This window comes from Fluviicola sp. (assembly GCF_030151805.1).
Classification (GTDB): Bacteria; Bacteroidota; Bacteroidia; order Flavobacteriales_D; family Crocinitomicaceae; genus Fluviicola.
In genome coordinates, this window is the sequence record NZ_JASLCN010000473.1 from 1 (window position 1) to 11,353 (window position 11,353).

12 protein-coding genes are annotated in these 11,353 nt (G+C 42.0%); 3 read left to right on the forward strand and 9 right to left on the reverse strand.

What is annotated here, in order from left to right:
- Positions 1-310: 310 nt before the first annotated feature.
- From Q1V93_RS17950 to Q1V93_RS17990, 9 genes are all read right to left on the reverse strand, one after another.
- Positions 311-703 carry a GreA/GreB family elongation factor gene (locus Q1V93_RS17950; RefSeq protein WP_300666565.1) on the reverse strand — a complete coding sequence of 131 codons (393 nt, stop codon included), beginning with the start codon at positions 701-703 and terminating at the stop codon, positions 311-313.
- Positions 704-705: 2 nt separating this feature from the next.
- A complete protein-coding gene (locus Q1V93_RS17955; RefSeq protein ID WP_300666566.1) occupies positions 706-2,109 on the reverse strand; it encodes an NAD(P)(+) transhydrogenase (Re/Si-specific) subunit beta in 1,404 nt (467 codons plus the stop codon).
- A gap of 42 nt (positions 2,110-2,151) precedes the next feature.
- Positions 2,152-2,451 carry an NAD(P) transhydrogenase subunit alpha gene (locus Q1V93_RS17960; protein ID WP_300666567.1) on the reverse strand — a complete coding sequence of 100 codons (300 nt, stop codon included), beginning with the start codon at positions 2,449-2,451 and terminating at the stop codon, positions 2,152-2,154.
- Positions 2,445-3,572 (reverse strand): NAD(P) transhydrogenase subunit alpha, encoded by a 1,128-nt coding sequence (locus Q1V93_RS17965; RefSeq protein WP_300666568.1) that lies wholly within the window; start codon positions 3,570-3,572, stop codon positions 2,445-2,447. The genes Q1V93_RS17960 and Q1V93_RS17965 overlap by 7 nt, the downstream gene beginning before the upstream one ends.
- A 15-nt stretch (positions 3,573-3,587) precedes the next feature.
- Positions 3,588-4,865: a Glu/Leu/Phe/Val dehydrogenase gene (locus Q1V93_RS17970; protein ID WP_300666569.1), complete on the reverse strand. Its 1,278-nt coding sequence runs from the start codon at positions 4,863-4,865 to the stop codon at positions 3,588-3,590.
- Positions 4,866-5,316: 451 nt separating this feature from the next.
- Positions 5,317-6,654, reverse strand: a complete 1,338-nt coding sequence (locus Q1V93_RS17975; protein ID WP_300666571.1) for a sigma-54 dependent transcriptional regulator — start codon at positions 6,652-6,654, stop codon at positions 5,317-5,319.
- Positions 6,651-7,748 (reverse strand): HAMP domain-containing sensor histidine kinase, encoded by a 1,098-nt coding sequence (locus Q1V93_RS17980; protein WP_300666572.1) that lies wholly within the window; start codon positions 7,746-7,748, stop codon positions 6,651-6,653. The genes Q1V93_RS17975 and Q1V93_RS17980 overlap by 4 nt, the downstream gene beginning before the upstream one ends.
- 1 nt (position 7,749) lies before the next feature.
- Positions 7,750-8,256, reverse strand: a complete 507-nt coding sequence (locus Q1V93_RS17985; RefSeq protein WP_300666573.1) for a hypothetical protein — start codon at positions 8,254-8,256, stop codon at positions 7,750-7,752.
- A 164-nt stretch (positions 8,257-8,420) separates the two neighbouring features.
- Complete coding sequence (locus Q1V93_RS17990; RefSeq protein ID WP_300666575.1) at positions 8,421-8,987, reverse strand: 5-formyltetrahydrofolate cyclo-ligase; 567 nt, start codon at positions 8,985-8,987, stop codon at positions 8,421-8,423.
- Between the two features lie 260 nt (positions 8,988-9,247).
- Between Q1V93_RS17990 and Q1V93_RS17995 the strand changes: the two genes are divergently transcribed.
- The 3 genes from Q1V93_RS17995 to Q1V93_RS18005 all read left to right on the forward strand — a co-directional run.
- Positions 9,248-9,601, forward strand: coding sequence for a hypothetical protein (locus tag Q1V93_RS17995; RefSeq protein WP_300666576.1), 354 nt, complete (start codon positions 9,248-9,250; stop codon positions 9,599-9,601).
- A 39-nt stretch (positions 9,602-9,640) separates the two neighbouring features.
- Positions 9,641-11,167, forward strand: a complete 1,527-nt coding sequence (locus Q1V93_RS18000) for a SulP family inorganic anion transporter (protein ID WP_300666578.1) — start codon at positions 9,641-9,643, stop codon at positions 11,165-11,167.
- The coding region (locus Q1V93_RS18005) for a carbonic anhydrase (protein WP_300666580.1) at positions 11,151-11,353 on the forward strand (203 nt) is incomplete at its 3' end. The genes Q1V93_RS18000 and Q1V93_RS18005, both read left to right, overlap by 17 nt.

The window sequence follows — 11,353 nt, forward strand, 5'->3', positions numbered from 1 at the left end:
AATTAGGTACAATCATCGCTATATCTATGCTATATCTATGCTATATCTATGCTATATCTATGCTATATCTATGCTATATCTATGGAGTATTTATGCCTTATTATTGGTTTATTTACGCGGTATGGTTGTCTTTGATACAGGTGGTATATCCTTTAAATAAGCCGGAATTATCCTCAATCTTCAGATGCGTCCAAAAAATAACCCCGAACTGTCATAAATACAATTCGGGGTTTTTTGTTAATTATGGTGGCTCTTAAATCTCAAAAACTAACTAACGGAAACACTCATTTCCTTATCGCAACCATAACTATCAAAATTGAGAGTGAGAAACCTTTAAAATCTCGACTTCCTGAATTCCATTGGGAAATTCCCACATGATTCGATCTGTTTCAGCATAGCCGATCAAAGCCGAACCCATAGGAGTCAGAATAGAGATGCGTTTTTGCTCTGAATTGGAATTTTCAGGCAATACCAATTGAATTTTCATAATTCCAAAAGGTGTATTGACATCTACGATGCTGTTCAAACGAATCACATCTTCCGGAAACGCTTCCGTTTCATCAATCAATCTGGCCGTTTTCAACTCTTGCTTCAAGCGTGAAATACAACTGTTCATCAGATTGGCTGACTCTGTAATCGGATGGATCAACTCAGAGATGAGTTCATACTCCTTTTTATCTAAAACAATACTCGAATACTTCATAGCTAAAAGCTCAGTGTTTTTAATTCTCCAATAATTCCGGATAATGCGTCTTTCGCATCCGCAAAAAGAAGGGTACAATTGTCCTCACCGAACAAATGATTTTCAACTCCTGCATATCCTTTACTCATTCCCCGCTTGATCACAACCACCTGTCTCGAATCATATGCCTTAATAATCGGCATTCCGTAGATCGGACTGGAAGCATCGTTTTCTGCTGCAGGATTTACCACGTCATTTGCCCCGATCACAATGGAAATATCGTAGGTCGACATCTGATCGTTCACTTCTTCCATTTCTTTCAATTTGTCGTAGTGAACATCTGCTTCCGCAAGAAGTACGTTCATATGTCCGGGCATTCTTCCTGCTACCGGATGAATGATATAATCTACTTCGATTCCTTTGGATTCCAACACCTGTTCCAGCTGTGTGCAAAGATGCTGTGCCTGTGCAACTGCCAAACCGTAGCCCGGAATGATTGCCACCTTGCTTGAAAAAGCCAGGTTGGTTGCCAATTCACCGATCGAAGTGCGTTTAATTTCCATTTCAACTTCCGAAGATTGTGATCCGATAGAAGCTCCTTTGAAATTTCCGGCCAATACATTCCACAACGAACGATTCATTGCCTTACACATCAACAAGGTCAGTAAAACACCCGCAGACCCCACGAAAATTCCTCCTGAGATCATCAACAGGTTGTGGAACATAATTCCTGCCAATGCGGTGGCAACTCCCGTCAAGGAGTTTAAAAGAGAAATTACTACCGGCATATCCGCTCCACCGATCGGGAACACGAAAACCAATCCGTAAATACTTGCCAGGACTCCCAAAACCGCGATTTCCTGGATCAGGGTCAAATGCAACACATCAAATGAAACCAGGAAAGGAATCGCGACCATTGCAAGTAGTAAAACCCGTGATGAAACAGACACGAATCGTGTACGAATATCTTTCAGCTTTCCGGATAACTTCAGGTAAGCCACAATACTTCCTGAAAAAGAAGTGGCACCGATCATCATGGCAGTCATCAAAATAACCGCTGCCGTGCGATCTACTTCCGGAGCATGCGCCAATTGCTGTCCTTCGATAATTCCGAGCAACAAGGCACAACCACCACCCATCGCATTGAAATACGAAACCAACTGGGGCATTTTTGTCATTTCCGCTTTATCGGACATGCGTTTTCCAAGAACGGTTCCCAACAAAATTGCAACGATGATCAAAATCAGGTTAATCGTTACAGGGCCGCCGTAAAATGCATGAATGACGGTTGCAACAATTGCCAGGGTCATCCCTAATCCGGCAATAATATTTCCTCGTTTGGCAAACTGAGGCGAGCTCAGAAATTTCAGCCCGACAATGAATGAGATCATCGCCAGGAAGTAACTTACTTCCAGTAAAATTGTCATATTAATTTAATTGAAAACGGTGTATAAAAGCCTTTAGGTCTCTTATTTCTTTTTTGAAAACATAGACAGAATGCGGCCTGTCACGAAGAATCCTCCTGAGATATTGAGGGTTCCCAAAAGTACTGCGATGAATCCCAAAGTGAGATTGAGATAATCATCGGAAGGAACATGATACATCGTAATAATAGCTCCTGCTAAAATCACTCCGTGGATTGCATTTGCTCCTGACATCAATGGTGTGTGCAAAATTGCCGGAACATTCGAAATAATTTCGATTCCCAAAAAGATACACAACAGAATAAAATAAAGTGGCGCCTGATTTCCAGTAATAAAGTCTAACATACTATTTCTTTAACTAATGATACTAATCGTTCGTTCACAATTTCTCCGTCTTCGATCAACCGGCTTCCTTTCAGAATCGGATCTTCCGAACGTGAAGCGGAATCAACTTGCTGGTAATGTTTTAAGAAGTTGAAGTAATTGGTTGCAAGCAACTGAGAGGCTGTTTGAGCCAGTTCTCTCGATAAATACGAATTCCCCAGGATACTGACACCGTTGTGTGAGATCGTTTTTCCGTCTTCCGTCAATGCACAGTTTCCACCTTGTTCGGAAGCCAAATCAATGATTACCGAACCTTTCTTCATTTTCTCCACACTTGATTTTTCAATCAATAGAGGCGCTCTTCTTCCCGGGATATTTGCCGTTGTAATCACAATGGATGATTCGGAAACGTACTGATCAATCAGCGCACGCTGTTTTTCCAGGTATGCTTCGGATTGTTCGATTGCGTATCCTCCTGCGCTTGCACTTTCGGCTGCTCCTTCCACTTCAATGAAATTTGCACCCAAACTTTTTACTTCTTCTTTTGCTGAACTTCTTACATCAAAAACATGTACAATAGCCCCCAATCTTCTTGCTGTTGCAATTGCCTGTAATCCGGCAACTCCTGCTCCAAGGATTAAAACTCTTGCGGGACGGATTGTTCCGGCAGCAGTTGTAAACATTGGCAGCACCGAACCATACAATTCAGCAGCTTTGATGACAGCTTTGTATCCCGAAAGAGAAGCTATGGATGATAAAACATCCATAGACTGCGCTTTCGTACTTCTTGGAACCAAATCTAAGCTGTAAACGCTTAGATTTGGTTTCTTTAATTTTTCTACCTCATCTGTCCGAAACAGGGGGTTCATCATCGAAACAAACATCTTTTCAGAGTCTGATTGAAAGGGGGAATCAAATGGGTTGATGAACGTAATTATGTCAAGTAATTGTATCATTTCATCGCGACCCATCAAAACCGCTCCCGCTTTGATGTAGTCGTCATTTGAAAACCCCGCTTTCTCACCAGTACCGCTTTCGAAGTAAACTTCGAAAGACAATTCTTTTATTAATCTTTGAACGACAGATGGAACAATTGCTGTTCTTGTTTCTTCACCCTGTTCTTTCAGAATTCCTATTTTCATTCTTTTTGTTAAAAATTATGGGAAAACTCCACGCTCGTTATACGTTAACTCAATGCGTTTGATCGCTTCGATATAAGCTGCCGTGCGGAAATCTGCCTTGTATTCTTCAGCCGTGCGAACAACACGATTAAACGAATCCAACATTTTCTTTTCCAAACGTGTGATTACGTCTTCAAATTCCCAGATTTCACCGCTTCTGTTCTGAAGCCATTCGAAATAACTTCCGATCACACCTCCGGAATTACATAGAATATCCGGGATGATATCAACACCTTTCTCACGCAAAACTGCTTCTCCTTCCGGCGTTGTAGGGCCGTTTGCTCCTTCAGCAATTACTTTCGCCTTGATGGAATCAGCATTCAAATTGGTAATCTGATTTCCTAAAGCTGCAGGAATACATACATCACAATCTACTGAGAAGAAGTCCTCATTCGGCATTGCAACTGCTTTCGGATAGTTTGCAATTGCTCCGTTATTGTTTTTCATGTAGTCCAACAAATCCAGGGGATCAATTCCGTTTGCGTTGTAGATTGAACCGGAAGCATCCTGAACCGCCGTTAAAACGGCTCCGTTCTCCTGCATGAAAACAGAAGCCCACTGCCCCACGTTTCCAAATCCCTGAACGATGTATTTTTTTCCTTCAAGCGATGTCTTTCTCCAGTTTGCCCAAGCTTTCAAAGTAACGACTACTCCGAATCCTGTTGCGCGGTCACGTCCGCGAAGGCCTCCTGAATTCACCGGTTTTCCGGTAACAACATGTGAATATTTGGAACGCTCATTCGGCTGCTTTGTCGACATGTACGTATCTGCGATCCAAGCCATGATTTGTGAATTGGTATTTACATCCGGTGCAGGAATATCGTATTCCGGCCCGATGTTATCTCCCAAAGCATGCGTAAAACGACGTGTAATACGCTCTAATTCCGCCTTGGAGTATTTCGACGGGTCAATTTGAATTCCACCTTTTCCTCCACCGTACGGCAATCCTGCCAATGAAGTTTTCCATGTCATCCAAATTGCCAACGCTTTTGCATCATCCAATTCGATTTCCGGATGATAACGAAGTCCACCTTTGTACGGACCTAATGCATTGTTGTGCTGTACGCGGTAACCTGTAAACACTTCTACAGATCCGTTATCCAACCGCACAGGAAAATGAACTACTAATTCATTGTTTGTTTGCCCCAAAATCTTGCGAATGTCTGCATTCAAATTCATTGCATCGGCAGCTTTCTCAAATTGCTGACGAACGCTATCAATCATTCGAGGTGCTTTTTGTTCTTTTGTCATCATATCATTTGATTATTGATAATTTTCGCAGGTAAAGATGAAGATTTCCGGTGAATAATAGCAACAAGAATTCTTTTGATCGCAATGATTGCATAAAGTACTATCGTTTGCTGCCACATCCCGATAGGCCGGAGACTTCAAAAACATACTTTGAATTTCTGAAAAAACGACCAGGGGTTCGTATTCAGAACACTCCCAGGTTGATTCTCCCGGAGCGTGCAAAGTGCAGTTTTTTGCGAAATGACAGGACTCGCAAATTCCTTTCCCATATCGATTCATCATTCAACTTAAAATCGTTGACAGGCTGTTTTCAGAAAGCGTGCCAAAATCTGAACAAAGGACTGAAGTTGGTACGCAAAGCATTGTGAACCAACGGAATTTAAGATTTAAAAGAAATAAATGAGGAAACATGAAGCGGGTAAAAATTCCCCACTGCGTAAAAATTACCCGGGAATTATTTGATCTTTTGCCCCAGTGTTTTGCGGTCGATTCCCAAAATTTCAGCTGCTTTCGTTTTGTTCTGATCAACCGAATCGAGTACTTTCAGAATGTACTCTTTTTCCTGTTCTTTGAGGGTCAGGAATTCGGCTTGGTGGGTTCCACTATTTTTAGGTGCCTGAACTTTTAAATAATCCGATAAATTTTTCACATCAATGCTTCCGCGACCCATAATTAAGGATCGTTGAATGACATTTTCCAGTTCCCGAACATTCCCCGGCCAGCTGTGACGAATCAAAATATCCAAAGCTTGTTGTGAAATTTCAGGTGTCCGGTCGAATTCAGCACCGTGTTTCCGCAAAAAGAAGTGAACCAAGAGGGGAATATCGTCTTTTCGTTCTCTCAACGGCGGCATTTCAATGTTTACCACATTCAAGCGGTAATACAAATCTTCGCGGAAGGTTCCCTGGCGAACCATCTGCTGCAAACCGGCATTGGTTGCCGCAATAATCCGAACGTCAATCTTCTGTGCTTTCGAAGAACCGATCATCGTAATTTCCTTTTCCTGGAGCACGCGCAATAAACGGCTTTGCACATTATGGGACGCATTTCCGATCTCATCGAGGAAAATGGTTCCGGTATTTGCCGCCTGGAAAAAACCAACGCGGTTTTCCATTGCCCCGGTAAAAGATCCTTTCAGGAATCCAAACAATTCACTTTCCAGTAAATTTTCCGGGATTGCCCCGCAGTTTACGCTGATAAAAGGTGCTTTGGAACGCCGGCCACTGTAATGAATCGCGCGGGCAACCAATTCTTTCCCGGTTCCGCTTTCTCCTTCGATCAACACAGTTGCCGTATTATTTTTAATCAACTGAATGACTTCTGCCAGGCGTTTCATGGATTCGGAACGGCCAATCATCCCCAAAACAGCAAAAGGGCTTGGGTTATCAAGTTTTTCCTCGGTCTTGATCTGGCGTTTTTCTTTCCGGTTCTTCAGAAGGCAGTTTTCCACCGACTGACTCAGCTCTAACTGTGTAAAAGGCTTTACCAGGTAATCAATCACTCCGGATTTCAGGGCTTCTACAGCTCCGGAAATCGAAGGATATCCCGTTACAACCAAAACCGGCAGTTCGGGATAATGCTCTTTTACATAATGAACCAGCTGCATTCCGTTTACTTCGGGCATTTGCAGGTCGGTGATCAATAAATCAACAGACGTGTGTTTCAGCACCTCAATGGCATCGTGCACATTGCTTGCCTGGAAAGTAATGAAGTGCATTGCTTTTAGTTGCCGCTGGAGCAATTCCAACATTTCCAATGAATCGTCAACAACTAAAACACTTTCTCCTTTCATGATGATTGCTTTTTGGGCAGAACAATGCGAAATACGGTTCCTTCACCGGGTTTCGACTTTACAAAAATACTTCCTTTGTGGGATTTTACAATTCCATGAACAACACTCAGCCCTAAGCCCATTCCTTCTCCAACCTCTTTGGTTGTGAAAAACGGTTCGAAAATCTGAGCCACTGTTTCTTCCGACATTCCTGTTCCGAAATCCTGCACGATCAACTCTGCATTTTCTCCTTTATCGCAAGTTTCAATGAATATTTTGCCATTTAAACCGGATGCATGCAAAGCATTATTGACCAGGTTGAATACGACCTGTGTAATCTGAACCGTATCCAATTGAATTGAAATCGGTTTTTCTGACAAGCGGGTTTCCAGGCGGATTTTTTTGCTTTCCAGGTAAGGACCGATCAAAACAAGCGTATCCTTAATCAATTGATTGAAGGAAATAAATTCCAAACGCTGCGGCAATTCGCAGGAGAAATACATCAGTTTTTTTACCACTTCGCGTGCGTGCATGGCCGCATTCATGATCTTTTGAGCATCAGACAAGGTTGCTTCGTCCTTCGAATCGTCCATGATCAACTGCGAAAATCCGAGAATACTTCCAAGCGGAGTATTTAATTCATGTGCAATTCCACCGGTAATTTCCCCGAGTACTTTCAACCGGTCGTGATGCCTCAGGCTTTCCAGGTATCTCAATTCCCGCGATTTGATTTCCTGTCGTTCGATAAAAAGCGATAAATCGAGTGCCAGTTTTTCCAACAGGCGGTATTCTTCTTCCAAAAAATCGGCTTCCGAATATTTCGGTGAGGGATAAAAAATGCGCAGCCGACCAATTCCCTGTCCTTCGATCCGGATCAATTGCTCCTGGAGCACATGTTCTTCGGGTGCTTCAGAAGATTTGTACCAAACGGTGCGAATCTGAATATGGCACACCGCATCTGCCTCAAACTGCCAGGCTTTCGGAATACGCTGAACAATTTCACCGATGATTTCGTCAAAAGACTTCGATGCATCCAATGTGATCTTGGCAATATCATACAAACAACTCAATTCCTTCAGTCGTTCGTGCAACAACTCACTTTCGTTATTCTCCACCTCAGTTTATAAATTTGTAATTGCTGATCCATGTGGAATCCGTCACATCGTACAACAAATTCCAGAAATTAGTATCTACAATATAATCAAAATCCAGTTGTTTGATGTTGTATCTTTTTGAAAGGTATTCTTCCTGCTTCAAGCCCGGGCGCGATTTATTCATACTCCATCCGGCCTGATTCATGCCTTTGTAGGGCCAATCGGAAAAGCGGATTTTCCACAAGCTATCCAATGCCGGGCAATAACCGACTTCGATCCGGATGGTATCGTTCACAAAAACGCCGCCCATCACTTTATTTTCTTTGAAATAGTCTCTTTTTTGCGGATTGAACGGGCTTGGCCAATAACCACTCAGCACTTTAATGAATTCATCTTTACTGGTGTAAATCCGTTTTGCTCTTAAAACACCGTCATCGGAATACCTCATGGCTACAAAACTAACCAAAGATGAGTTGGCTCCCGTGGAAATTTTCACACCGAAAACCACCTTAGAGGCAGGTTGTCTCACTTCTGAAAATGAACAACCAAAAATCATCACTATGAATAGTATCCAATGTTTCACACTTCTTAAACGCAAATTCTACCGAAATTGTTTCCTCTTTCGATGAAAACAACTTCAGTGGTTTTGAATATATTCTGTATTTCTCCGGACAAAGTCCGATTTTAATTCAATCAGTCGAAACGCAACACTTTTGTTGGAGTAACCAAGGCATTCAAGCGGATATCCTTCGGCAAAACATCATCAATTTTGCTTTCCACATCAAAATAATGCAATCCGATAAACAAACAGCCCGGCGAACACTTTCTCAGAAAGCGATCGTAAAAACCTTTTCCATAGCCCACCCTGTTTCCTTTTGCATCTGCAGCCAAAAGCGGAACAAAAACCATGTCGAAACGATCCGAAGCAATCACTTTTCCTTTTTTGGGTTCAGGAATTCCTTTTTGGTTGACTTCCAGCTGATCCGTCGACTCAAACAAATAATGGCGCATTTCCATCGTTTCGAAATTTGTTTTGGGAATGGCCACCGTTGCGCCGATTCCCATTGCTCTTTCCCAAAGCAGGTAGGTATTTATCTCCCGTTGCCTTTCAATTGGAAGAAACAAGGAAATTGTTTTTTCAGACAGTTGAAAATGAGTCAGCGTCTGTTCAACGATGATTTCCGAAAGCCGTTCTATTTCTCCCGGAGAAAGCCCCAATCTCATCTCTTTATATTTTTGACGAAAATCTGCTTTTGTCATAGATTCATTTTTGTTCCGCACTCTTTAAAACAAAGGGTATCAATTCTATTAAATTACTCATTTTCTATTCTATTTCCACACAGTATACCGCTTTCAGACAGAATAAAAAAACCTTGTTTTAAAGTCCTCTTAAATTTCAGCTAAATTAGTTGAAAGACAATAATTAAACACTGTCATTCACGAACTCAATATGGTTTTTTTAACAAAAAAACCAGCATATTTTCCCCAATTACTTGTCTTGAAGTAACTATATTTACACCGTGTATAAAAGTATTCGATTCTTTTCGTTCGTCTGTTTGCTGGCACTAGGTAGTAACCTGGTGGGTAACTTCGTCTGGACTTTCATGGATCGAAAAGTTTCTATGAACATGTCGTCTGAAGAAGATGAGACGGAAAGAGATTCCGATACGAACAAAAAGAATAACAGCAGCAAAAGAGGACTCAATATGATGGAGGAAGAACTTCATCTTGCTGAAGGCACTTCTCTTGCTCCCATGAAAATGGATTTCACACTGATTGAAAAAACACCTTTTTCAATCATTTCCGACAAAACGATCGGTTCCGAAAAAGTCCCCCTGGAAAACCCTCCCGAAATTGTTAATGAACTCAGCTAAACACTCTTAGTTATTCGTTTATTTTCTTAACAATTTTCCATGAAAAATTTATTTCAGACCTGGAAGCAGGATGTTCCTGCGGGTCTTGTTGTTTTTCTAGTGGCCGTTCCTTTGTGTTTAGGAATTGCCCTAGCCTCTGAGGCACCAGTATTCTCAGGGTTGATCGCCGGAATTATCGGTGGTGTTGTCGTCGGAGCAATTTCCGGATCTGCTATCGGCGTATCCGGTCCGGCTGCCGGTTTAACGGCGATCGTAGCCACAGCGATCGGTGATTTAGGTTCGTTCGAATTGTTTCTCGCAGCAGTTGTTTTTGCAGGAATTTTTCAAATTATATTAGGGCTAATCAGAGCCGGCTTCATTTCCTTCTACTTTCCTAACGTAGTCATTAAAGGAATGTTAGCCGCGATCGGGTTGTTAATCATCTTCAAGCAAATTCCTCACGCAGTGGGTTATGATGCCGATTTTGAAGGGGACGAAGCATTCCTGCAGGCCGACGGACACAATACCTTTTCCGAACTCTTTTACAGTTTCAATTACATTACGGTTCAGGCCCTGGTAATCTGTGCTGTTTCCATCCTCGTTTTGATTCTGTGGGAGCAGAAGCGGATTCAAAAAACGTTTCTGAAGTTCGTTCCCGGTCCTTTGGTAGTGGTGGTGCTTGGAATCCTGGCAACTATTTTTCTGGAAAACACATCCTGGAATTTAATTCCGAAACACCGGGTGGACCTGGGAATCAGCGGTAAAGATTTTCAGGAATTGTTCACCTTCCCGGATTTCAGCCAGCTGGGAAACTACAAGATTTATGTTGTTGCAGCAACTTTAGCTGTAGTAGCAAGTCTGGAAACGCTTCTGAGCCTCGATGCATCGGATAAACTGGATAACAAAAAACGGATTACTTCCGGAAACAGGGAATTATTGGCTCAGGGGGTTGGAAACGTTGCTTCGGGTTTGATCGGTGGATTACCGGTTACACAGGTGGTTGTGCGTACTTCTGCCAATGTCAATTCCGGTGGAACGAATAAACTTGCAACAATTCTTCACGGGGTTCTGATCGCGGTTGCCGTATTGTCGATTCCCGGGGTGTTTAGCTATGTGCCGTATGCTTCTTTAGCTGCGATTTTGATTCAGGTAGGATTTAAACTGGCGAAACCAAGCTTGTTTAAAAAAGTTTACAAAGAAGGATGGCTTCAATTCCTTCCGTTTATTTCAACGATCGTGGGGATTCTTTTCACCGATTTATTGATTGGAATTGCAATCGGATTGGGCGTTTCTTTTTTAGTAATCCTATACTATAATTATAAATTATCTCACTACCTTTCGGTAGAGGAGGGTGTTTACCGCATTCGGTTAACAGAGCATATGACATTTTTAAACAAGGCTTCATTGATTGAAACACTTTTGAAAATTCCAAATGATGTCAAAGTGATCATTGATCAAAGTGAAGCAAAATTTTTAGCGAACGATATTGTGGAGTCTATCGAAGATTTCAAAATACGCGCTGTAGACAAAAACATTCAAATTGAAATAATAACTCCAAAAAAAGCAGAATATGAAAGAAATTTTTGAAGGAAATAAAGCATGGGTCGAAGAAACATTGGCAAAAGACCCTGCATTTTTTGACAACTTGTCGAAAGGACAAACACCCGAATATTTATGGATCGGATGCTCGGACAGTCGTGTGCCGGCTAACGAAATCGTAAACCTTCCTCCGGGAAGTATCTTCGTTCAGCGAAACATCGCAAACCAGGTGAT